The sequence below is a fragment of the Pseudoalteromonas sp. genome (assembly GCF_036960685.1).
Taxonomy (GTDB): Bacteria; Pseudomonadota; Gammaproteobacteria; order Enterobacterales; family Alteromonadaceae; genus Pseudoalteromonas.
Genome location: NZ_JBALXK010000009.1, coordinates 53,447 through 76,538 on the forward strand (window position 1 = coordinate 53,447; position 23,092 = coordinate 76,538).

Consider the following 23,092-nt stretch of genomic DNA (forward strand, 5'->3'; position numbering starts at 1 on the left):
TTTTAGCTATGATATTTTTCACAGGCTTCAAGGGTGTTTTCAATTAAGCTTGCCACTGTCATTGGACCAACGCCACCTGGCACTGGAGTAATAAAGTGTGCTTTTTGTTCTGCAACATCGTATTGCACATCACCAACAAGTTTACCGGTATCTAAGCGGTTAATCCCTACATCAATGACTATCGCGCCTTCTTTAACCCAATCACCTGGAATAAATTCAGGCTTACCTACCGCGACTACCAGTAAGTCAGCACGGCGCACATGAGTTTCTAAATCTTGGGTAAATTTATGACACACCGTGGTAGTGCAACCAGCAAGTAATAGTTCAAGTGCCATAGGGCGACCAACAATATTTGAAGCACCGACCACAACGGCATGCATGCCTTTGTATTTTACGCCGGTTGAATCCAGTAATGTAATGATCCCCTTTGGTGTACATGGGCGAAGAGCAGGCATACGCTGCGCGAGGCGGCCAATATTATAAGGGTGAAAGCCATCTACATCTTTAAGTGGGGTAATACGCTCAAGAATTTTCTCAGCATCAAGGCCTGCAGGTAATGGTAGTTGAACTAAAATCCCATCAACTTCTTGGTCAACGTTTAGCTCATCGATTAAATCTAATAATGTCTGTTCATTTGTATCTATAGGTAAATCAAATGATTTTGATACAAAACCAACTTCTTCACAGGCTTTACGTTTAGAACCTACGTATACTTGGCTTGCAGGATCTTGCCCTACAAGTACTACTGCAAGTCCTGGCGCGCGTAGACCATTTGCAACACGTTCAGTTACTCGTTGTGCTACCGCACTGCGTACTTGTTTAGCTATTGCCTTACCATCGATGATGTTTGCCGTCATGGGTGACCTTTAATTGGGGTTAGTTAACTTAATACCGATACTTTAAAAAACGAATGCATACAAAAATAGGGGTAATCATGCTAATAAAGAATATGTTCTCTATTACTCGTTTTTAATCTGCCCACTATTTTCGCAGAAAAGCGTTAAAGCGCCAAGTTGCTTTTCTGATATAGCCGCTAATTCTATAAAAGAGTTGAAATTTTAGCTTGTTTTTACATTATTTAGCCATTATGAACTAAAAATGACCGATTGATTTATTTTCTTAAAAAAAGGTTTGACCTGACTCGGTCAAATCACTATTATGCACCCCGTTGTCAACGAGGTCACTCGCAGACAATAGTAAGCATCGGCGATTAGCGCAGTTTGGTAGCGCACTTGGTTTGGGTCCAAGGGGTCGCAGGTTCAAATCCTGCATCGCCGACCACTTTCTTAATGATAAAAATAGTGATAGTTGGTCTGGGTATATCTCATGCAGTCTCAGGTTTAAATCTGAAACGCTAGCCACTTTTTTTAATTAAAAGAGAAGCTTATTGGTTCGCTATGAAGTTTTCGATGCGCCCATAGCTCAGCTGGATAGAGCAACGCCCTTCTAAGGCGTCGGTCGAAGGTTCGAATCCTTCTGGGTGCGCCATTTTGAAAACATGTAAGTACAGTGGTGGTTGTAGCTCAGTTGGTAGAGCCCCGGATTGTGATTCCGGTTGTCGTGGGTTCGAGCCCCATCAGTCACCCCATTTACAAAAAAAGAATATCGGCGATTAGCGCAGTTTGGTAGCGCACTTGGTTTGGGTCCAAGGGGTCGCAGGTTCAAATCCTGCATCGCCGACCACTTTCTCAAAAGTGGTCTTAAAATCAAAATTTAAGTATTCAATAGAAATATGAAGTTTAGTCTTCAATATCGGCGATTAGCGCAGTTTGGTAGCGCACTTGGTTTGGGTCCAAGGGGTCGCAGGTTCAAATCCTGCATCGCCGACCACTTTCTCAGCATCTAATAAGTAACATCTAACATCTAACATCTATAAAGATTGTTTATTAACTCAAAGTTTCATTATTCTTTTCCTGATAGCTGATAGCTGATAGCTGATAGCTGATAGCGGATAGCTGATAGCTGATAGCTGATAGCTGATAGCTGATAGCTGATAGCTGATAGCTGATAGCTGATAGCTGATAGCTGATAGCACAACCGCCTACTTTTCACCCAGTCAACTGCTATAATCCGTGATCTGACCAAATAATTGCCCCCTACACTCGACTATCATAAATATTAGGTTATAATGCCGCGTCTATTGTTTAACATAGTGCCCGAAGGGCAGAGCAGCATTGGTATCTTATAGTGAATATGGCGTAGAAAAGTTGTTTAAATGACTTCAAACGTACCAAACCGCATAGTGATCACCGTGTTTGTAAGGAAGGCGAACAGTCGCCAAAATTGAAGATTGAGGTATATCATGCAAGTTTCTGTTGAGACGACTCAAGGCCTTGAGCGCCGTCTGACCATCACCGTTCCTGCAGAGAACGTTGAGACCGAAGTAAAAAAACGCTTACAACAACTGTCTAAAACCCAGCGTATTGATGGTTTCCGTCCAGGTAAAGTACCAACGTCTGTAATCAACAAACGTTACGGTGGCGCAGTTCGTCAGGAAGTAGCTGGTGAATTAATGCAACGTAACTTCTACGAAGCAATCGTAGCTGAAAAAATTAACCCAGCTGGCGCACCAACATTTGCTCCTAAAGCACTTGAAGCGGGTAAAGATTTAGAATTTGCTGCAACATTTGAAGTTTACCCTGAAGTTGAAGTTCAAGGTTTAGATAAAATTGCTGTAGAAAAACCTGCTGTATCAGTGACTGACGAAGATTTAGCAAACATGCTAGAAACACTTCGTAAGCAACATGCATCATGGGCTGAAGTTGACACAGCTGCTGGCGAGAAAGACCGTGTAACGGTTGATTTCGTAGGTACTATCGACGGTGAAGTGTTCGAAGGCGGTAAAGCTGAAGATTTCCCATTAGAACTTGGCCAAGGTCGTATGATCCCAGGTTTTGAAGATAACATCGTAGGTAAAAAAGCAGGCGAAGAAGTTGTTTCTGACGTAACTTTCCCTGAAGATTACCACGCTGAAAACCTTAAAGGCAAAGCAGCTCAATTCACAATCACTGTGAAGAAAGTTGAAGCGCAAGAGCTACCTGAATTAAGCGAAGAGTTCGCAACTAAATTTGGCGTAACTGAAGGCGGCGTTGACGCACTTAAAGAAGAAGTTAAAAAGAACATGACACGTGAACTTGACCAAGCGGTTAAAGCGAACGTGAAAGACCAAGCAATCAAAGGTCTTTTAGCTAACAACGAAATCGACGTGCCTAAAGCGCTAGTAGATCAAGAAATTGATGCACTACGTCAGCAAGCTGCACAACGTTTTGGTGGCGACGCTAAAAACATGCCTGAGCTTCCAGCTGAATTGTTCCACGAGCAAGCTGTAACACGCGTTAAAACTGGCCTATTATTAGGTGAAGTAATTAAAGCGAACGAGATCAAAGTTGATGATTCAAAAGTTGAAGCGTTAATTGCAACAGTGGCTTCAGCATACGAAGATCCAACTGAAGTTGTAGAATACTACAAAGCAAATGATCAACTTATGCAGCAGATGCGTAATGTAGCAATGGAAGAGCAAGCTGTTGAAGCTATTTTAGCTAAAGCAAATGTAACTGACGTTGAAAAAGCATTTGATGACATCATGAATCCGCAGCAAGGTGCTTAATAAGTCATTGACTTAAGCCCTCGCTAACGATTAAATGGCTCGTGTTACTCTGTTTTATGCAGCGTGCCCGAGCCATTTTAGTTTGTGGCCTTCAATTTTGCCAAAAAGATAACTATGCTTTTCTTATAATAAGGATAAGTATAAGCGCATAAGGAATAAAATAAGTATGAACACTGGTATTACAGATCCTCTAAATGCATTAGTTCCAATGGTTGTTGAACAGACAGCAAAAGGCGAGCGCTCGTATGATATTTATTCGAGACTATTAAAAGAGCGAATCATATTTTTAACGGGCCAAGTTGAAGATAACATGGCGAATCTAATTTTAGCGCAAATGTTATTTTTAGAGTCAGAAAACCCAGAAAAAGATATCTTTTTATATATCAATTCACCGGGTGGTTCAGTGACTGCGGGTATGGCAATCTACGACACCATGAATTTTATTAAACCAGATGTAAGTACAATTTGTGTTGGTCAAGCGGCTAGCATGGGTGCATTCTTATTAACAGCTGGTGCAAAAGGCAAACGTTATTGTTTACCTAATTCACGCGTGATGATTCACCAACCATTAGGTGGTTTCCAAGGTCAAGCATCTGACTTTGAAATACACGCTAAAGAAATCCTGTCTATTAAAGACAAATTAAACCGTTTAATGGCAGAGCATACTGGCCAACCATTAGATGTGATTTCAAAAGATACAGACCGTGATAACTTTATGAGCGCAACTCAAGCCGTTGATTATGGTTTAGTTGATGCGGTATTTACTAATCGCGAAAGTAAGTAAATATAACAGCGAGTAGTTAACGCTACTTGCTGAAGTCGTTTACACTGTGAAAACCAAAGATTTTTGGTATAGTAAAACGTATTGAAATAGCTGCTAAGTAGTTTGGCAGCCAACGTATAAGATGAGGTAGCTGAATGTCTGACACTCCTACAGACGGCGACAAAAGTAATAAATTGTTATACTGCTCTTTTTGTGGCAAAAGCCAGCATGAAGTTCGTAAACTCATTGCAGGGCCTTCAGTATACATTTGTGATGAATGTGTTGAGCTGTGTAATGACATTATCAGGGAAGAGATCAAAGACATTGCGCCTAAGCACAATACCTCTGATAAACTGCCTGCACCAAAAGAAATTCGTAATCATTTAGATGATTATGTTATTGGTCAAGATCACGCTAAAAAAGTATTGTCAGTAGCGGTTTATAACCACTACAAACGATTACGTAATCAAAGCACCAAGGTCGACATTGAGTTAGGTAAAAGTAATATCCTACTTATTGGCCCAACAGGTAGCGGTAAAACATTATTAGCAGAGACATTAGCACGTTTACTTGATGTGCCATTTACTATGGCTGATGCAACCACATTAACCGAAGCCGGTTATGTGGGAGAAGATGTTGAAAACATCATCCAAAAGCTACTGCAAAAATGTGACTACGACGTTGAGAAAGCACAACGTGGTATTGTTTACATCGATGAGATTGATAAAATTTCACGTAAATCTGACAACCCATCAATCACCCGTGACGTATCAGGTGAAGGCGTGCAACAAGCACTACTTAAATTGATTGAAGGGACTGTGGCATCAGTGCCACCACAAGGCGGACGTAAACATCCACAGCAAGAGTTTTTACAGGTCGATACCTCTAAGATCTTATTTATCTGTGGTGGTGCATTCTCCGGTCTTGATAAAGTAATTGAACAGCGTAGCCACAAAAATACCGGTATTGGTTTTGGGGTAAACGTAAAAGAATCTGCGGCGAGTCGTTCTTTAAGTGATACATTTAAAGATGTTGAGCCAGAAGATTTAGTAAAATACGGTTTGATCCCAGAGTTTATCGGTCGCCTACCAGTAGTGGCAACGTTAACTGAACTTGATGAGTCAGCTTTAGTGCAAATTTTAAATGAGCCTAAAAACGCCTTAACAAAGCAGTACGGCGCATTATTTGGTATGGAAGACGTTGAACTTGAATTCCGTGATGACGCATTGCGTGCTATCGCTCATAAAGCGATGGAGCGTAAAACAGGTGCACGTGGTCTTCGTTCAATCGTTGAAGCGGTGTTACTCGATACTATGTACGAGCTTCCTTCAATGGAAAACGTCAGTAAAGTCGTAATTGACGAAACCGTGATCAAAGGTGAATCAGATCCTATTTTGATTTATCAAAGTGCCAGCCAAGATAAAGCGGCATCTGAGTAAAATTTACTCATTTTGATATTAAAAAGGAGCCTAGTGCTCCTTTTTTTATAATTTATTTAATCCAGTTACGTTAAATTGTTGAACTTTACTTAGGTTATCCCCATATACTTGAGTAATCTTTAAAATAAATGAAGAGCGAAGAGAAAAATAATGACGCTTGAGAGAACAGATCGAGTCGAAATCCCGGTGCTAGCACTGCGCGATGTCGTGGTATATCCGCACATGGTGATCCCGCTTTTTGTAGGCCGTGAAAAATCAATTAAATGCCTTGAAGCGGCAATGGATAAAGACAAACAAATTTTCCTTGTTGCGCAAAAAGACGCGACCGTGGATGAGCCTGAGCAGGATGATATTTACCGTGTGGGAACTATTGCCACCGTTTTACAACTGCTTAAATTACCTGATGGCACAGTTAAAGTATTGGTTGAAGGCACGCAACGCGCGAAACTAGAAAGCTTTATTGATAATGAAGACTTTTTTGTTGCCAACGCCCAGTTTATTGGCTCAGAAGAAATTGATGAGCAAGAACAAGATGTGTTCATTCGCAGTGCGATTAGTCAGTTTGAAGGTTATGTAAAGCTTAACAAAAAGATTCCACCTGAGGTATTAACCTCGGTTAGTGGCATTGATGAAGCGCCGCGCCTTGCTGATACTATGGCAGCGCACATGCCATTGAAAGTACCTGAAAAACAAAAAGTACTCGAAATCACCAATGTGACAGAGCGCCTAGAATACTTAATGGCGTTGATGGAAGGTGAAATCGATTTACTGCAAGTTGAGAAAAAAATTCGTACCCGCGTTAAAAAGCAAATGGAAAAATCGCAGCGCGAGTATTACCTCAATGAGCAAATGAAAGCCATTCAAAAAGAACTTGGTGAACTTGACGACGTACCCGATGAATTCGAAGCGCTGAAAAAACGTATCGAAGAATCAGGCATGAGCAGCGATGCGCAAGAAAAAGCCAATTCAGAGCTTGCTAAGCTTAAAATGATGTCGCCAATGTCGGCAGAAGCCACCGTAGTGCGTTCATACATTGACACATTAATTAATGTGCCATGGAAAAAACGCTCGAAAGTGAAAAAAGACTTAGCGGGCGCACAAAAGATTTTAGATAGCGACCATCACGGCCTTGATAAAGTCAAAGAACGCATTATTGAATACCTCGCCGTGCAACAGCGTACCAATAAACTTAAAGGGCCTATTTTATGCCTTGTCGGTCCGCCAGGGGTAGGTAAAACATCATTAGGTCAATCGATTGCTCGTTCAACAGGGCGTAAGTATATTCGTATGGCCCTAGGTGGTGTGCGTGATGAAGCGGAAATTCGTGGTCACCGTCGTACTTACATTGGCTCAATGCCAGGTAAGCTGATTCAAAATATGAGTAAAGTGGGCGTTAAAAACCCATTATTCTTATTAGATGAAATCGACAAAATGTCATCTGATATGCGTGGCGATCCCGCTTCAGCATTACTTGAAGTACTTGATCCAGAGCAAAATAGTCATTTTGCAGATCATTACTTAGAAGTTGATTATGACTTATCTGATGTAATGTTCGTGGCAACATCAAACAGCTTTAATATTCCAGGCCCGTTATTGGATCGTATGGAAGTCATCCGCCTATCGGGTTATACCGAAGATGAGAAGCTTAATATTGCTAAAGAACATTTAATTGTTAAACAAGTTAAACGCAATGGCTTAAAAGACGGCGAACTGATCCTTGAAGACAGCGCAATTATCGGCATTATTCGCTATTACACCCGTGAAGCGGGCGTGCGTAATTTAGAGCGTGAAATTTCTAAATTATGCCGTAAAGCGGTGAAAAATATCTTGCTTGAAAAAGGCACACAAACCGTCACTATCAATGCTGATAACCTTGAAGAGTTTTTAGGTGTACAACGCTATGATTACGGTAAAGCTGAAGATGGCGACCGTATTGGCCAAGTAACTGGACTTGCATGGACCGAAGTGGGCGGTGATTTACTGACCATCGAATGTGCTGCAGTACCAGGTAAAGGCAAGCTAAGTTACACCGGTTCGCTGGGTGATGTGATGCAAGAGTCGATTCAAGCAGCTATGACAGTTGTGCGAAATCGTGCTGATGCATTTCGTATCAACAGTGACTTTTACGAAAAACGTGATATCCACGTACACGTACCTGAGGGTGCTACGCCAAAAGATGGCCCAAGTGCCGGTGCGGCGATGGTTACAGGTTTAGTGTCAAGCTTAACCGGTAATCCTGTACGAGCTGATGTGGCGATGACGGGTGAAATCACATTACGTGGTGAAGTTTTACCAATTGGTGGCTTAAAAGAAAAGTTACTAGCTGCTCACCGTGGTGGTATTAAAACGGTTATTATTCCAAAAATTAACGAACGTGACTTAAAAGAGATCCCTGACAATGTATTGGCAGGACTTGATATTCATCCAGTTACGTGGATTGATGAGGTTTTAAAACTGGCTTTAGTACACCCAGTTGAGAGTTTTTCGGTCGAAACACCTAAAAACCAGTAAAAAAGCGAAAAAAAGTGCTTTAAAGGGCTTTTCAAATCTAGATGATATGATAAGTTAAGCACTGGTTTTCAAGCCTAGGCCTTATGTGGCCTAGGCTTAAGAAAAATTACAATCGTATGAGCATGAAAAAGTTTGCTCTAAAATTTTCAAAATAGTGATGTTAGTTTAAAAAACAATCGCTCTTGATAATAACAATGAAAGAGGATGATATTGTGAATAAATCTCAATTAATCGATCAAATCGCAGCTGATGCTGACATTTCTAAAGCGGCTGCGGGTCGTGCACTTGATTCATTCATCGAGGCTGTTTCTGGCGCTCTTAAAGATGGCGATTCAGTAGCACTTGTTGGTTTTGGTACTTTCTCAGTACGTGAGCGTGCTGCACGTTCTGGCCGTAACCCACAAACTGGCGAGACAATTCAAATCGCTGCAGCGACTATCCCAGCTTTTAAAGCGGGCAAAGCGCTTAAAGACGCATGTAATAGCTAATCACTGCTCTTTAGTGAGTTAGTTTTGGCAGTGTAAGAAGTTAATCGCTTTTACAGCTTAATTAACTATCTTTCTCGCCTACTGCTTCAAGTGAAAAAGCGTATCTGGTAAGATACGCTTTTTTTACATAAGCAAGGCGATTTCTGCCTCGAATAGAATAGAGATAAATAAATGCTTGAGAAAATCAGAGAAGGTTCGCAAGGACCGGTAGCTAAAGTTATTTTAGGCGCGGTGATTTTATCTTTTGCCTTAGCAGGGATCGGTGGTTATTTAGGTCAAACCACAGAGCAGCCCGTAGCTGAAGTAAATGGAGTTAAAATTAGCCAAACCGAATTTAGCCGTGCGTTCCAAAACGAACGTGCACGTTTAGAGCAACAATTTGGCGAATACTTTGCACAAATTGCAGCTGATCCAAATTACATGGCACAAATTCGTCAAGGCGTTGTTGACCGTCTAGTACAACAAGAATTGCAAACACAACTAGCGGCAGAACTCGGTTTACGTGTTAGTGACGAGAGTGTTAAAAAAGCGATTTTAGAACTGCCATACTTCCAAATTGGTGGCCAGTTTAATAACGATCGTTACTTACAAGTTATTCGTCAAATGAACTTCCAGCCAGATGCATTTCGTGAATATTTACGTGAAGAGATGACTCGTAGCCAGCTAATATCAGCGGTTGCAGGTACTGACTTTGCCTTAAATAGTGAACTGGCCAGTGCTGTAGCACTACAACAACAAACACGCAGTATTGATTATGTTGTGATCAGTAAAGAGTCGTTACAAGAAAATGTCGCTGTAAGTGAGCAAGAAATTGCTGATTACTATGACTTGAATACATCACAATTTTTAGCGCCAGAGCAAGTATCAGTAAGCTACATTGATTTAAATGCAGCTAACCTAACACTTGATACCAATGTAAGCGAAGAAGACGTTAAAGCGTATTACGAGCAAAATAGTGCGCAATACATTGAACCAGAAAAACGCCGTGTAGCGCATATCTTAGTTGATAACAGCGAAGACGATGATGCCGCCAAAGCAAAAGCAGAAGACTTATTAGCACAACTACAGCAAGGCGCTGACTTTGCTGCATTAGCTGAATCATCATCTGATGATATCGTTAGTGCTGAAATGGGCGGTGATTTAGATTGGATCGAACGCGACATGATGGATCCTGCGTTTGAAGATGCAGCATTCGCATTAGCAAATAAAGGCGATTATTCAGATGTAGTACAATCTGAGTTTGGTTACCACATCATTCAGTTAACTGATATTCAAAGTGAGCAGGTTAAAGCCTATGACGCTGTTAAAGCTGATTTACGTACTGAACTTGAGCGCACTGCAAAAGTAAATGCATTCTATGAAAAGCAAACAGAAATGGGCGCCATTGCATTTGAAATTTCAGATACCTTAATTGACGCTGCAGAAGTTGCCGGTGTTGAAGTACAAATGACTGAACTTGTAGACCGCAATGCTTTACCAGCACCGCTTAATACACCAGCGGTAACGGCTGCAATCTTCTCGCCAGATGTACTTGAAGATAAAATGAACTCAGAAGTTATCGAAGTAGGTGATGAGCATGTTGTGGTAGTACGTGTTAAAAAGCACAAACCAGCTGCAACCAAAGCACTTGCTGATGTATCTGAGCAAATTAAAGCACGCTTAGTAAGCCAAAAAGCATCAGAACTTGCTAAAGAAAAAGCAACAACACTGTATGCAGAAATTGAAGCAGGCAAGAGCTTAAATGACCTAGTAACTGAGCAAGGCTTAGAACTACGTCAAGAAGCAGCACTGACTCGCCAAGCTTACACAGTATCGCCTGCAATCGTTCAACACGCCTTTAAAATGGCTCACCCAACTGACACACCTGTAGTTGAAAAAGTTGAATTAAACAACGGTGATGCCGCAATTGTAGCCTTAAAAGCCGTGACTAACGCCACTGTTGAAGGTGAAATTGAAGCGCAACTTAAGCAAAATATTACCATGGCCCAAGTTAACAAAAACTACATGGTATTCATTGAAGCTTTAAAAGCAAACGCAGAATTAAACTTACCTAAAGCGCAAGCCGCCACAGAGTAATGCTTAATTAAGCAAACCGAAAAAAGCGCCTAATGGCGCTTTTTTTGTGAGCAAAATATAAAGGTTAAAGGTGCTAGGTTAAAGGCACTAGGGGAGTGTGGTGTTGTAGGCGCGAGTTTACCTTGCGCAATGATTGTAATTTTTTAAGTGCCGTAGTGGTACCTTAGTTGTGCGATTAAAAGCGTGTCGTCTTGGTACTTGTATACTATTCTGTGCTCATCATTTATGCGGCGAGACCAATATCCTGATAAACCATGTTTTAATGGCTCAGGCTTACCTAACCCTTCATGTGGGCTGCGTTGAATATCTTTAATTAATAAATTTATACGTTTCAGTATTTTTTTATCATGGCCTTGCCAATAAAGGTATTCTTGCCACGCATGAGTAGAAAAGGTTAATTTCACTCAATTAACTCTCTTTGCGTGCCTTCACCTTGCTCAAGCTCGGCAATTGACTCCAAAAGCTTGCGGGCATTGGCGGGGGATCTAAGTAGGTAAGTGGTTTCTTGCATGGCGTTATAATCTTCTAACGACATCATAACCACCGGACTTTCACTCTTACGGGTAATAATAATCGGCGCATGATCATCGCATACCTGCGCCATGGTACTCGCTAAATTAGCGCGAGCAGCAGTATAACTAATAGCATCCATAACAACTCCAAAATGTTCATGTACGTTAATTTGTACAGTATAGCCTATGCACAAATAATAAGTCACTTTAAATTAAGACACAGGAGTTAGTTACAAGGTTAAAGGTTAAAGGTTAAAGGTAATTAGGTGCTAGGGGAGTGTGGCTTGTAGGCTCGAGTTTACCTCGCGCATTACTCTCATATAAAAGCGCCGCATAAAGCCCTTTAAGTGATTTATTCACAAAGAGATTAAGAGGCGCTGCGCTTATGAGAAAATAATTAAAATATGCCAGTCATTGAGGTGAAAATTAGGCCGCAAAGTGTTATGAGCAACCGTTGATAACCTTAGTCTATTTTTCATAATTCTAATTTAACAAGTGCATCTTGCTCACCTTGATATAAATACACTGGGACGATTTCATGCTTCCCATTATTTTCTCTAAGCTGAAAGTAATTTTCAGTACACTCATAAGAATACGAGTTGTTTTCCCGTGGTATGATTTTTAGTTTATTTTCACCTTCATATTGAGAATAAAGTGTACCTTTTTCGAACGAAATGGTTAAAGTTTTTGAATCGGAAGAACGATAACTGCCAACTAAAGATGCTGCTATAGCCTTTATTTTTTGACTATTTACTGGCTTAGGGGATAAATTTAGTTGTAGTGCTATCATGTCTAATAAAGCGGGGCCTGGGTGTTTTGTGTCGATGTTGGTTAACGCTGTAGCGGTTAAATCTTCATTTGGAAAATAGACATGCCAAGCAAAAAATCCGGGAACCTGACCTTGGTGGCTAAAGCTATCTAATCCACTTATTTTGTATATATCTAAGCCATATCCATAATCCACATGCGCATTATTATTTAATAATGCCTTGGAGGTCATTAGATTATAGTTTTCTTTTGAAATTATCTGCCCTGACTTTAATGCATTTTGCCAAAGGTGCATATCAGCAAGTGTAGAAGCAATAGCGCCCGCAGAATAGATCCAACTACGATCAACATTCCATCGCCTTTCTGTTGAATCTTCCGGATTAATATACTTTTTAGGCTCATTGCGACTAGTAGTGTAGCCGTTTACTTCCCCAGCAGATGTTCCTTTAGTAATAACAAAAGTATTATCCATTTTCAGAGGTTTAAAAAATGTGTTGGACATGAACTGGTCATATGGAGTCCCAGAAGCAATTTCAATGACTTTTCCCAGAAAGACGTAACCCAAATTTGAATAACTATATTTTTTACCAGGCTCTGAGTTAAGAGGTTGTTTACTTATATTTTGTATAACTTGATCAATAGAAGCATATTTATCATAAATTTTACTTACTGAAGGGTCCCCTAAGTAATCTGGCAGACCAGAAGTATGGCTTAAAATTCTATCAATCGTTAAGTATCTAAACTCAGGGTTAATATCAGGAATAAATTTCGCTAATGTATCTTGTAACGATAGTTTTTTTTCTTCCGATAGTTTCAAGATTGCTACAGCAGTAAATGTTTTCGTGACAGAACCTATTTGAAATATATCATCTACGTTAAGAGGCCTCTCAGTATTAATATTTGCCAAACCAATTGCACCACTATAAATATGTTTACCTGACTGTTCTAACCTAACAGCCATACCTGGGGCTTCTGAAGAGTTATGGCACTGCATTAATTCAGCAAAGTTGTGTTGTTGTGCGATAGCTTTTATTCCATACAACCCTATACAAAGACAAAAAAATATATTTTTTCCCATAAACTATGTTCCCTTAATCATCTAGCATGCCTGTAAATAAAAAGTACGGTTAGATTACGCTTGTAGTCTGTAATATTGCATATATCACAGTTGTTTGCAATTTAATAAATAAAATTGCTATTATTCAATGGCTTATTTTAATTTTGATGAAAGTATACTTGCTCATAATGGACAAGTGAATGTAACAGCTTTATCAGAGAGCATTTTTTATCTTAACTTGGTAACATTCTTATTTTAGTATTTTCTATTAATAGTAAAGGGTAAGTTATTGCTAAATATAAGTATTATTAGAAGGGGAGGTTGTTTTTATATAAAAGCTTCTTTTATTATATTACTTAGATGGTACGAGTTAAATCAACTAGCCACTCAATGTCTACTTTATCAGGGGAAGCTCAGTTTCTAACCACTCAACGGAATACAAGTCAATAAGCACAAAAAGAAAGACTTCGATCATTATTACTAGATTGCGACTATGCTGATCAATCTCATCTTATTAGAGTTTCAGATCACACCGGCAAAATACAAAAAGTGATTAAAAGCTGCAGGCACAACGCTACCTGCAGCTCGATAAACTTTGCAACGACAAAGAATATAAAAACTGGGTTAATTCATTACTACTTATTCGCGCAACGTGCTACCAAGGTTTCGCTTAAAAATTGATTTACCTCAGTTTTCACTTTTTTGTTAAAACTGTAGTGACCCGAATTAAGTGCGATATGTTTAAATGGATGAGAGAAACTAGCTTCATGTAAACCAGCTTCTATATATCCAGCCATTCTGTACGATGGCCAAATTTCATCGTGTTTGGCAGAGACCAGTAGCACTGGCCCATTGGTTTTTTCAACCGGGATACGAGCGGCTGCAATTGCTTCAGGAGTTGCCTCAGCCAATGCAGCCTCAAAGGCAGGTGTAAACTCACCCGTTACATTCCCCTTTTGCATTTTCCATGACAGCAGTGGTGCATCAATGTAGTCCAGAGCATTGCCGCTGAGCGTCCAACTCGAGCGAGAAGACAAGGTCTTAACAGCATTCCAGCTTACGTGACTAGGCATGATGGACACAACATGGTTTATCTCATCAAAGTGCGCACCGAGTAACAATGCAAGCTCTGCTCCTTTAGAAAAGCCATATACCGCCACGCAGTTTTGGTTTATCTTTGGATCTGCACTCAATGCTTTTATCCGTTTGGCTATGTCATCCAAAGATAATTCAGCTGCACTGTTCGGTGTATTTTCAGTGCCATAATAACCAAGTGCCGCTACTGAGATACCAATATCATTAAACCCATCTAAAAATGGTTTCCACTGAGGATTAGCGAGTGTATTTCCCCCTTCGCTGCCACCTAACACCACAACCAGTGGGTGAGTCTGACCATCGTCGATAAACTGGCGCTTAACATCAGGAATAGTCGTATTTGAACAGGCCGCAAGAATCCCTACCAAAGAAAATGGCATCATAATTTTAATCATTTTATTACCTTTTTTTGAGTTAGCTGAGCCCTGTGTTGCTCAGTTGTTGTTTGAGTAGTTTTGCACCGCCCCGGCTGGTCACAACTTGCAAATTGCTATCACGCAATTTTACAAGGTAACCCCCTGTAACCCAGCGTTCAAACGCAGTTATCGCACTTTGGTTTACAATGGCATGACGGTGAACTCTTAAGAAATGTGTTGGCAATTGGTGTTGGATCTCCTCAAGGGAGCCATCAATGGGATATTGCTGTCCATTGCTAAACGCGATGGCTTGACCGTATTCCAGCTTTATAAGTTCGATATTACTGACATCAATTAGCGATGTTTTCCCCGCTATCTTACTCGTTAAAGTAGCGACTGACCCTGTCGTTATAACACGATTGACTCTCGATAAAGCGAGCGCTAGGCGTTCAGTACTATACGGTTTGAGCAGATAATCAACCGCACCGAGCGTAAAGGCTTCAACCGCAAACTCACTGTAAGCCGTGGTAAAAATTATCGCACCTGAAAACCCCACCCCTTGTAGTTCTTCGACCAAAGTGACACCATTGCATTCGGGCAAGTTAATATCTACAAACACAATATCTATCACAAATTCTTGATGTGCATCAAGAAATGCTAATGCCGTGTTACAAGTTAGTACTAGATTGTGCTTAGTGATCTGGCCAAGTTGTTCAGTTAACTTATCAATGGCAGGTTGTTCATCTTCCACAATCGCAATGTTCAACATTACTTTGTTCCTCGTGTGAGTGAAAAGCTGACAACTGCACCGCCAGTCTGCATGTCGTTACAAAGCCTAAGGTCGGCATTTACTTCCAACTTTAACCTTGAGCGGGTGATCGAAAGACCGAGTCCCGCGCCTAACGAACCCAATATGTCCTGCTCCTTAAAGCCCATCCCATTGTCACTGATTTTGAACACTAACTGGTTCGCTAACTTTTTGATTAATACATCAATGTGAAGCGGCCTGCTGTTGCCATGTTTTACTGCATTTTCTAAAATCGGCTGTAAAATCATTGGCGGAATTACTTCGCTCAACAACGCGTCGTCGATATCAAAGTCGATGAGAAGCGCATCCCCAAATCGGCTCTGCTCTATCTCACACCATTGATTTAGTGCGACAAGCTCATCTGCAACGGATACTTTGCTCGGTATTTTTCCGTTTGTTACTGAATGCGTTAATGAATACCTTAATACCGCAGCGAGGTTATGAACCAAAGACTGTGCTACTTCTGGTTGTTTTGGTACAAAGGCTGCGATTGTGTTGAGGCTGTTGAACATAAAGTGCGGGTTTAACTGGCTGTGTAATAACTTAATTTCAGCAAGTTGGCGAAGCTGTTTTTCTTGTTTTAGCAACTTTTGGGAAAGGTAGAACTTAACCACCACAAAAATACCGCTAGACCAAGGCAGTGCGATTGTTAGCGCCTCAAACAGTGAAAATGCATGGGTATTTAACATTCCACTTCTGAGTACACCCCAATATAAGCAGCCCATTACCATCAACCCGTAAAAACCGATATATTGCAGCGGCCAATTGCCTATCTTGAAACGGATAATGAGTACGTAACTTATCATCATAGGTAGCCAGTAGATCAGCACAACAGCCAAAATAGAAGAAAGCGCGATATTCGCCGACAACAGCATGCCCCGCTGCGTCCAATCAGTAAGGCTGATAGCAAAGCTTATTGCGGCAACGATAGCTAAAATTGCGAAATATTCGTTTCGCTGCAATATGAGATTGACCATAATCAAGACAAGTAGTTAATGAATATGTTCATGGTACGCATTTAGCGTCGAAAAGCACCCTGAATATTGCTGAATGGTCTCTTTTCAATGCTAAATGGTTATTTGCTTTAGTCGCACTGTTACATCCAAGTAAGCGCTAAAAAAAGAAGAGATTAACTCACTTTAAATCGTAAACACAGCTACCTGCTTGACTGGAACTTTCTAATGGGTGACCCCATTTTATTCCCAAGGTTAAAGGTGCTAGATAACCAGGTGCTAGGAGCTAGGTAACTAGGCACTAGGGGAGTGTGGTGTTGTAGCCTCGAGTTTACCTCGGGTTCTTTTGTGTAAGACACGAAGGTTGGGAAATGTGCAACGAAACCCCAACGAAATTGCTTTTATAACTTCAGCAACCAGTGTTCAACTTCACTTATATCATTACTACCAAACACCATTAAACTTGAATGTGAGCGATTTTTAAATACAACTTTCTCTACCAGTTCGTTTTGAATTGACGAAAAATAAGCTGGGGGTGAGAGGGTATCTACATTTGAGTTTATTAGAAGTACAGGCTTCTCAGTGCTTTTTAGCTTATAAAGTAAGTCAGTTTCTTGAACCGTTACTTTTGCGTTAGTCATCGTTTGATTAACAATATCATCTAGCTGGTTTTGAAACAGTTTATTCAGTAGAGAAGACTTGTAAGGTAAGTACTCTCTGGCGGCCAGCTCAAAGCTCATCATGGGTGCCAGTAAAATAGCTGCGTTAATGTATTGTGAAGATAACAGGTTTGTAGCTGTAAGCGCGCCCATAGAATGACCTACTGCAATAATACGCTTATCTGTTTGTTTCAAAGATAGCTGTGCAAGTAGTTCGTTTAAAATAGTATGTTCTTTTGCAGCGAAGGCAAAAGCTTCTGTTGATTCCCCATGGCCAAACAGGTCTGGGATCACAACGTCCATGCCAAGAGCTCTAAAATAGATAGCCGTAGCCATCATTACCTCTTTGCTACCACCGTAACCATGTAGTAGCAATGCGGTGCCTTTAAACCGATTAAATGTAGCAGGTGGCATTCTATGTGAAATAGTATTTTCAACACCATTACCTGTCGCATGAAGGTTGTAATAGGGTGCACTTCCAGTTGGAAAATCAGCAGCTTGATAAGCTGAAGCAGCCAAGTATGTAATGCACTGCGAAGAATTAGCGGAGCAAAAAGTATGTTTTTTAAAACCAATTTCACTTGGCTTTACTTTTATAAGTTCAGTCTCAGAAAGATACACGTCAGGGTTAGACATGACGTAACTCCCCATTGAAGTGCATCCTGACAAAAAGAAAATACAAAGCACTAGCATGAATAGGTGTGTTAAATTTTTCATTATTTTAAATTTGAGTATAAAGATCGAAATAGCATCGAGCTAAAAGCAAAGAATGGGGAATGCTATTCATGATGCATTATTTCCATTATCCAATTTACATAACTTGAAATCCTTACTTGGTAAGCGGTAGTGTCATACAATCCAGCTTTAAAATCGGAAATGTCACCATATGCAAATTGCCAGCTAGAAAGCCCCACTAAAAAAGGTTTGTTCTCTCGATAGATTATAGAAGGCCCACCACTATCCCCTGAGCCATGCATTCCTTCTAAAGCCAATACTTTGGGTGGTTTGTCAAACTTGAATGTCAGCCAATTTGCTTGCGCGCCATCTACAATATTCTGAAATTGATTTAATTGTTTTGATGATTTAGTTTCAAGCACTTCGCCTTTGAGTCCATCACCAGTAGCGCCTTTACCAAATACAGTGATTACTTTGCCTGCCTCATTTGTATTTTTATATAGACTAACAGGCTGAACACTGCTTACTGGGCTCGATAACTTGATTAATGCGATGTCGCTTCTAGCTTTTAAAAAGCTCATTAAAGGTGCTAAATCACCACTTAATAGACTTTTACTCGGTTTTTTAAATTCAGGGTGAATAAACACGTTTTCTATTTGATAGTGGTTTAAACCAATTTTTAACTCTTTACCTCTATAGTCATAAAAAATAGTGTGTGCCACAGTGACAACCCATTGCTCATGAATTAATACTCCGTGCCCCTCGTGAGGCAAGTCAATGAGATATTTCGGTGCATCATTTAATAAGTAGTTTTCAGCGGGAACATCATGCCTTTTGATAACAGCATGACTAGCAATAGAAAAAATACACAAAAAGAGGAGAAGCCAAGCTTTCAAAATTCGTCCATGATTATTTAGGATGGAGCTTAATGCTATCTTTCAGTCGCACTAAAAGCAACTCGATTAAGATGTAGTGATAATTCACAAAGAGATTAAGAGGCGCTTCGCTTATGAGAAAACATCAATAATTGAGATGGAAATTAAACCGCTATGTGCATTGATGCGGCCATTCAAAAAGAAAGTGGCAAAAAGCAAGACGCGACCCCATTTTCCCTATAGCAAAGCCTGTTTAACATACAGTGAAAAGCTAGTTAGTTACCTAGCACGTTACACCCGAAAGGGGGGGATGTCAGAATCGCGATTCGTGTCAGCGAATGAGCAGTCAGTGAGCTTTAAATATCGTGATTATGCAGATAACAACCGGGATAAAGTCATGACACTGAGCTGTGATGACTTTTTACGGCGTTACTTACAACATGTATTGCCAAGAGGGTTTATGCGCATTCGCCACTATGGCTTTTTAGCTAATGCGTGTCGCAAGCGAAAGTTAGGATTAATAAAGGCTCAAGCATCAGTAACCCCATTCAAAGCGGTGAAGCCGAAGGCAGATCAAGAACCATTAATACCGCATTGGCCTTGCCAGTCATGCAAGGCGGGTATCTTACGATTTATTGGTGTGATGAATTTAGATATGGCGACAAATAAAATAGCGCGAACGAGTTAGCAGCCTTGCCTGCTGCATCAAATCAATGAGTTAACCTGCTTAACTGCTCAGGCTTGTAGCGACTGTGCGTGAGAAAAAGATCATTACTTAACGGTTAAACATTAGGTTTAATAGGCACATAATAAACGCTGAGTAGCGCAGGGATTGCTTAGATACGATAGACACGCCAATGAAATTGGTTTGATGTCACTTAGGCCATAAAAAACAAATTCCAATAGCATAAACAACACCAACTCTATACACCGAGCAGGTAGCGCCTCAGTCCAACAAGCGATTATGCAACACAAACTGCGTGTCGCATAAATACTAAAATGTTATGGTGCTTTATATCACCATCTAATAAGGAAGTTTCATGTTCTACTCAATACCTCGCTTTAAGCTATTGTCAGTTCTACTAACAACCGTAATATTTTCCTCGGTTACTCAATCAAAAAGCATTGAATTAAATAAGGAACAACGTAAAGAAGTTATAGAGGGAATTTCTAAGATCATTATCGAAAATTACGTTTTTCCTAAGGTTGCACAGAAAAATGCTAACTTCATACAAGAGCAATTTAAATCTGGGAAATATAGAGAAATTATTGATGCGAGTAAATTTGCAGAACAATTAACTATTGATTTGCAAAAAATAAACCATGATAAACATATGGAAGTTAGAGTTAAAAAACCTCAAAAATCACAACCAGAGCAAATGCAATCAAGTAACCCGTATTTAGAGTATTTAAAACAAGAACAAAAAGAGAATTACGGTTTTAAAAAGATTGAAATTCTAGAAGGTAATGTCGGGTATATCGATTTTCGATATTTTAGTGGCTTTGATTCAGCAAAAGAAACAGTTGACGGCGTATTAAAGGTTATTAAGAATACGGATGCCGTTATTTTTGACCTTCGAAAAAATGATGGCGGCTCTCCTGAAATGGTGCAATATATTTGTAGTTACTTCTTTGGTGAAAAAACTCATTTAAACAGTTTATATTGGAGGAAAGGTAATAGGACTCAAGAGTTTTGGACTCTTGATGAATTACCTTCTGAACGTATGCCTGATGTTCCATTGTTTGTACTTACAAGTAAGTATACTTTTTCTGGAGCTGAAGAGTTCGCTTATAATTTTAAGACTCGAAAAAGAGCGACAATTGTAGGTGAAAGTACAGGTGGTGGTGCAAACCCAGGAGGTCCAATAGAAATAAATGAACTATTTAGTATTAATGTTCCTACCGGTCGCGCTATTAACCCTATTACTCAAACTAATTGGGAAGGTACAGGTGTTTTACCAAATATAAAAACTTCATCAACTAATGCTTTTGATAAAGCTTACCTCTTAGCCAAGAGTTCAGCAGAAAAGTATCGTAAACATAAATAAGAAACAATGGGACGAGTAGGCTGAAACTAGCACCATAATCGGGTAGCCGGAGGTCTCTAACCTCCAGCCCCCACACCACCCATCATGCGGTCCGCAATGGGCGGTTCATCTCCCTTAATGAATATAGACAGCCCAATGGGGTGACGGCAGCTTTTATAAAGAAATGGCAAACGACTTGATTGTATTGAGCCTGCTTTCCTTTAAATAAAAGGCGGAATATTACAGTCAATAAAGGCATGAATAAACTGACCTTGCGCGGACAAACGAAAGTGAATGCCTTCACTTCATTCTGCGGCAATTGTATTGCCTTGTTCATAACATAGAAAAGCTGCAAAACAGGCTGCATTAAAAAAAGAAGCCCTTTTAAGCCAAAATATAGCGACTCAAATACCTGCAATCCCTTCCAAAACACCAACTAAAGCAACAGCAGACCCTCTTTTTATATTTTACGAAAAATTGAAGTAACTAATTGAATCAAAATAGGAACTCGGCTATGGTTAATGCATCAATAAAAATAAATTAAAAACGGGTTATCCTACAGGCTCGTAAGATACAAAAGGAATTACAAGATTGGAAATCGAAGAAAAAATTCAAAAGCTCGATGAGTTCAAACAATCGGTCCTGGATTGGTCTGCCTCTTATCGAGATCAGGTGCGTCGAGGTGAGCTTAGATCCTACATAAACCAAAATAAGGTTTGGGTTCGCCAGGAGGTTATTCAGGCTAGGTGTTTTCATACTTTAACAATCGGCCCTCCTCCTGCTGTTGGCGGCATTGTGATGCAGAATGTCGATCCATTCGCCATGATATTTGATCCGCCGTATGGTATGAGCCTTGTGAACCAAGTGGTAGATATGATTGATCAAACGATTGGTGTGCTTAGAACACCGGTCGAGCAGCAGCCTCCAAACCATAATGAACCACAAATTGAAGCGAATATAGAAAGAAATTATGCTTTCATTGCGATGGCTATAAATCCAGAGAATCCTGAGCTTGAGGATGTTCTTGATGCTATAAAAGAAGGTGCAGGCCGGTGTGGTATTCAGGCGGAGCGAGTAGATGAGGCACAGTCAAATGAAAGAATTACAGATCGAATTTTGGAATCTATTGAAAAAGCTGAATTCGTAATTGTTGATCTAACCAATTCAAGACCCAATGTGTTTTACGAGGCTGGCTATGCTCAAGGGATTGGTAAAACGCCAATTTACATTGCTAAAGACGGAACTAAACTAGAGTTCGACCTCAAAGACTATCCGGTAATTTTCTTTAAAAATATGAAGCAGCTCAAAGATGGATTAGAAATAAGGCTTAGAGCTATAGCGGAGCAACATGGCTAACAAGCGCATGTTGTCGGACTGGTTTTCCGCTGCGCTCCAAACCAGGCGCAAATGCGGGCGTTAGGTGTACTTGGTGTTTACTTCTGAACCAATTTATTCTCAATATACTCATGAGGAACTGTTAGATGTTTTAGAGCATATTGATCGGGATAAATATCATCATAGATATCAAACTGTACTGAAAGAAATAGACAATAGAAATAAAGGTATCTGCCCAAAAACTAGTTTTATGTGTAAGTCATCAATTGATTCAGTTAAAAACGATGATAACGTTGTAATCAAAGCAATAACTAATTTAAGGTTGAATACCTCGCGGCTTTTGAAAACTATTTTTCTTTTAGGTTGTATTTTTACTTTCTTGGTATTTGTGTTTACACCACAATACGAGGGGTTCGGTGACTTCGTAGCGATTATAGCGTTTTTATTTTTATGTCCGTTTTTACTTGTTTATTGCATTCATGCAGTAAAAACTGGAGAAATAGAAGTTAAATCAATTACGGTTAAGCGCTGTGAATCACCCGGTTGCTTTTGGTTCGGTATCGTCATTTATGCAACATTTTCAATTTTTGTATTGTGTACTCTAATTTGGAATACATACACCTAACAAGGTAAATTAAAAGTGCGGACAAAAAACAGTTGGCTTTGCTCGTATCTCACAAATTTTAGCCAACTATTTTTTGCCGTTTATTTACGGCGTTATGTTGCTAGGAGAGTTATGAGTACAACTGAGAAGTGGAAGCTAATATCAGAAGAGTTGCTAGCAGCGTATAAACTTTTGTCCTCAGATATTAAAGAGTCTGATTTTGGTTACAGCAAAGACGATTTTTTACAGTACTTATCAGTAAATGAGCTTCGTTTGGCTATGGAAGAATTAGATGGTGTAATGGAAAACAACACCAGTCCTGGAGTTTTGTTTTGGGAGCATATGATTAATGCTGCAAACTTAATGAGCCAACCCGAACATGCTACAAAATACGAGCGGTTTAAAGTAGCAACATAACAAGGCAAATAAAGCGGGACTGGTAACAGTTTGCTCGGTTCCGCTCCGCTTCTCATTTTAGCAAACT

General features: G+C 40.0%; 20 protein-coding genes, 5 tRNA genes and 1 pseudogene. 17 read left to right on the forward strand and 9 right to left on the reverse strand.

What is annotated here, in order from left to right; all coding sequences use genetic code 11:
* Positions 1 to 2: 2 nt before the first annotated feature.
* Positions 3 to 857 carry a bifunctional methylenetetrahydrofolate dehydrogenase/methenyltetrahydrofolate cyclohydrolase FolD gene (folD, locus tag V7783_RS09495; protein WP_335678529.1) on the reverse strand — a complete coding sequence of 285 codons (855 nt, stop codon included), beginning with the start codon at positions 855 to 857 and terminating at the stop codon, positions 3 to 5.
* Positions 858 to 1,204: 347 nt separating this feature from the next.
* Between folD and V7783_RS09500 the strand changes: the two genes are divergently transcribed.
* The 11 genes from V7783_RS09500 (at position 1,205) to ppiD (ending at position 10,884) form a co-directional block, all read left to right on the forward strand.
* Positions 1,205 to 1,281, forward strand: a tRNA-Pro gene (locus tag V7783_RS09500).
* Positions 1,282 to 1,411: 130 nt separating this feature from the next.
* Positions 1,412 to 1,488, forward strand: a tRNA-Arg gene (locus tag V7783_RS09505).
* A gap of 24 nt (positions 1,489 to 1,512) precedes the next feature.
* Positions 1,513 to 1,588: transfer RNA gene (locus V7783_RS09510), tRNA-His, on the forward strand.
* A gap of 18 nt (positions 1,589 to 1,606) precedes the next feature.
* Positions 1,607 to 1,683: transfer RNA gene (locus tag V7783_RS09515), tRNA-Pro, on the forward strand.
* A gap of 70 nt (positions 1,684 to 1,753) precedes the next feature.
* Positions 1,754 to 1,830 (forward strand) — tRNA-Pro (locus V7783_RS09520).
* Between the two features lie 472 nt (positions 1,831 to 2,302).
* Complete coding sequence (tig, locus tag V7783_RS09525) at positions 2,303 to 3,607, forward strand: trigger factor (protein ID WP_182718146.1); 1,305 nt, start codon at positions 2,303 to 2,305, stop codon at positions 3,605 to 3,607.
* 166 nt (positions 3,608 to 3,773) lie between these two features.
* Complete coding sequence (clpP, locus tag V7783_RS09530) at positions 3,774 to 4,391, forward strand: ATP-dependent Clp endopeptidase proteolytic subunit ClpP (protein WP_064668127.1); 618 nt, start codon at positions 3,774 to 3,776, stop codon at positions 4,389 to 4,391.
* A 134-nt stretch (positions 4,392 to 4,525) separates the two neighbouring features.
* Complete coding sequence (gene clpX / locus V7783_RS09535) at positions 4,526 to 5,809, forward strand: ATP-dependent protease ATP-binding subunit ClpX (RefSeq protein WP_064668126.1); 1,284 nt, start codon at positions 4,526 to 4,528, stop codon at positions 5,807 to 5,809.
* A gap of 150 nt (positions 5,810 to 5,959) precedes the next feature.
* Positions 5,960 to 8,320, forward strand: a complete 2,361-nt coding sequence (lon, locus tag V7783_RS09540) for an endopeptidase La (protein WP_301561951.1) — start codon at positions 5,960 to 5,962, stop codon at positions 8,318 to 8,320.
* 185 nt (positions 8,321 to 8,505) lie between these two features.
* The gene (locus V7783_RS09545) at positions 8,506 to 8,808 is read left to right on the forward strand and encodes an HU family DNA-binding protein (protein WP_301562686.1); all 303 of its coding nucleotides are present in this window, start codon (positions 8,506 to 8,508) and stop codon (positions 8,806 to 8,808) included.
* Between the two features lie 171 nt (positions 8,809 to 8,979).
* A complete protein-coding gene (gene ppiD, locus V7783_RS09550) occupies positions 8,980 to 10,884 on the forward strand; it encodes a peptidylprolyl isomerase (protein ID WP_335678530.1) in 1,905 nt (634 codons plus the stop codon).
* A 143-nt stretch (positions 10,885 to 11,027) separates the two neighbouring features.
* Here the strand turns inward: ppiD and V7783_RS09555 are convergent, their stop codons facing one another.
* From V7783_RS09555 to V7783_RS09590, 8 genes are all read right to left on the reverse strand, one after another.
* Positions 11,028 to 11,288: a Txe/YoeB family addiction module toxin gene (locus tag V7783_RS09555; protein WP_335678531.1), complete on the reverse strand. Its 261-nt coding sequence runs from the start codon at positions 11,286 to 11,288 to the stop codon at positions 11,028 to 11,030.
* On the reverse strand, positions 11,285 to 11,536 hold the full coding sequence (locus V7783_RS09560) for a type II toxin-antitoxin system Phd/YefM family antitoxin (RefSeq protein WP_016710239.1): 252 nt from the start codon (positions 11,534 to 11,536) through the stop codon (positions 11,285 to 11,287). The genes V7783_RS09555 and V7783_RS09560 overlap by 4 nt, the downstream gene beginning before the upstream one ends.
* A 335-nt stretch (positions 11,537 to 11,871) precedes the next feature.
* Positions 11,872 to 13,242: a serine hydrolase domain-containing protein gene (locus V7783_RS09565; protein WP_335678532.1), complete on the reverse strand. Its 1,371-nt coding sequence runs from the start codon at positions 13,240 to 13,242 to the stop codon at positions 11,872 to 11,874.
* Positions 13,243 to 13,856: 614 nt separating this feature from the next.
* Positions 13,857 to 14,711, reverse strand: coding sequence for an acyl-CoA thioester hydrolase/BAAT C-terminal domain-containing protein (locus V7783_RS09570; protein WP_064668120.1), 855 nt, complete (start codon positions 14,709 to 14,711; stop codon positions 13,857 to 13,859).
* Between the two features lie 19 nt (positions 14,712 to 14,730).
* Positions 14,731 to 15,441 carry a LytR/AlgR family response regulator transcription factor gene (locus V7783_RS09575; RefSeq protein ID WP_064668119.1) on the reverse strand — a complete coding sequence of 237 codons (711 nt, stop codon included), beginning with the start codon at positions 15,439 to 15,441 and terminating at the stop codon, positions 14,731 to 14,733.
* Positions 15,441 to 16,442 (reverse strand): sensor histidine kinase, encoded by a 1,002-nt coding sequence (locus V7783_RS09580; RefSeq protein ID WP_335678533.1) that lies wholly within the window; start codon positions 16,440 to 16,442, stop codon positions 15,441 to 15,443. The genes V7783_RS09575 and V7783_RS09580 overlap by 1 nt, the downstream gene beginning before the upstream one ends.
* Positions 16,443 to 16,834: 392 nt before the next feature.
* Entirely contained in the window at positions 16,835 to 17,728 is an 894-nt protein-coding gene (locus V7783_RS09585) for an alpha/beta hydrolase (RefSeq protein WP_335678534.1), read from the reverse strand.
* A gap of 143 nt (positions 17,729 to 17,871) precedes the next feature.
* Positions 17,872 to 18,663: a trypsin-like serine protease gene (locus V7783_RS09590; RefSeq protein ID WP_064668116.1), complete on the reverse strand. Its 792-nt coding sequence runs from the start codon at positions 18,661 to 18,663 to the stop codon at positions 17,872 to 17,874.
* A gap of 163 nt (positions 18,664 to 18,826) precedes the next feature.
* Here V7783_RS09590 and V7783_RS09595 point away from each other — a divergent pair, with 163 nt between their 5' ends.
* The 6 genes and pseudogenes from V7783_RS09595 to V7783_RS09615 all read left to right on the forward strand — a co-directional run bounded on the left by V7783_RS09595 (position 18,827) and on the right by V7783_RS09615 (position 23,025).
* Positions 18,827 to 19,330 (forward strand): transposase, encoded by a 504-nt coding sequence (locus tag V7783_RS09595; RefSeq protein WP_442961360.1) that lies wholly within the window; start codon positions 18,827 to 18,829, stop codon positions 19,328 to 19,330.
* Between the two features lie 352 nt (positions 19,331 to 19,682).
* On the forward strand, positions 19,683 to 20,690 hold the full coding sequence (locus V7783_RS09600; RefSeq protein WP_335678535.1) for a S41 family peptidase: 1,008 nt from the start codon (positions 19,683 to 19,685) through the stop codon (positions 20,688 to 20,690).
* 168 nt (positions 20,691 to 20,858) lie between these two features.
* Positions 20,859 to 21,039, forward strand: a pseudogene (locus V7783_RS21205) (hypothetical protein); the annotation flags it as partial.
* A gap of 221 nt (positions 21,040 to 21,260) precedes the next feature.
* Entirely contained in the window at positions 21,261 to 22,025 is a 765-nt protein-coding gene (locus tag V7783_RS09605) for a hypothetical protein (protein ID WP_335678536.1), read from the forward strand.
* Positions 22,026 to 22,098: 73 nt separating this feature from the next.
* A complete protein-coding gene (locus V7783_RS09610) occupies positions 22,099 to 22,629 on the forward strand; it encodes a hypothetical protein (protein ID WP_335678537.1) in 531 nt (176 codons plus the stop codon).
* 111 nt (positions 22,630 to 22,740) lie between these two features.
* Positions 22,741 to 23,025 carry a hypothetical protein gene (locus tag V7783_RS09615; RefSeq protein ID WP_335678538.1) on the forward strand — a complete coding sequence of 95 codons (285 nt, stop codon included), beginning with the start codon at positions 22,741 to 22,743 and terminating at the stop codon, positions 23,023 to 23,025.
* The last annotated feature ends 67 nt before the right edge of the window (positions 23,026 to 23,092 follow it).